Below are 790 nucleotides of genomic sequence, written 5' to 3' on the forward strand. Positions count from 1 at the left end.
TTTATTAGAGGTTACATATCTACCATAAGAAAACAAGGACAAAATGTCATTGATGCATTATCCTTTGTTTTTACAGGTAGACCCCTTGTTCCTATCGGGATTAAATATGGATAGGGTGAATAGTTACAAAACATCAAGCAAAATTGGTTTTAAGGAAATTGGAATTTTATTTCTGGTGATACTTTTTCTCCTTCCAAGACTTTATACATTTCTTTTGGCGTATATTTCAAGATGTTTGCTATAAAAACATCCGGTATCTGTTGGATGCGGGTGTTGAATATAGTAACCGAATCGTTATAGAACTCTCGTCGGTCTGCAATTTGACTTTCTAAATAAGAGACTCTATTTTGCAGTTGCATGAAGTTCTCGTTTGCTTTAAGTTCGGGATAATTCTCTGCCACGCCAAATAAAGATTTTAATGCACCGGCAAGTTCTGTATCTGCCTTTGCAATCTCAGAGGGTGTTTTTGCTTCTAAGAATTTTGTTCTTGCTAATGTTATCTTTTCTAATGTTTCTCGTTCGTATTTCATATAACCTTCGCATACTTTTACAAGTTTTGGTATTTCATCATAGCGCTGTTTTTGAAGTACTTCAATATTAGCCCAGGATTTGTCTATGTTTACCCTTACTTGAATAAGTTGGTTGTAGATACCAACTAGATAAATGATCAACCCAATCGCAATCAACCCCACAATTATAGTATCTTCCATTACTTAGTGCAAAAATAGATAGGGTTGTGTTTATCTGTTAAAAATTCATCCACCTTTTAAGAAATTTTGAATTCTAAATT

At 33.7% G+C, this 790-nt stretch carries 1 protein-coding gene; it reads right to left on the reverse strand.

The window, feature by feature from the left end; translation table 11 throughout:
• Positions 1 to 149 precede the first annotated feature (149 nt).
• Entirely contained in the window at positions 150 to 710 is a 561-nt protein-coding gene (locus AB1397_05855) for a LemA family protein (protein MEW6482510.1), read from the reverse strand.
• Positions 711 to 790: the final 80 nt, after the last annotated feature.

The organism is bacterium, assembly GCA_040756715.1.
Lineage (GTDB): Bacteria > UBA9089 > UBA9088 > UBA9088 > UBA9088 > JBFLYE01.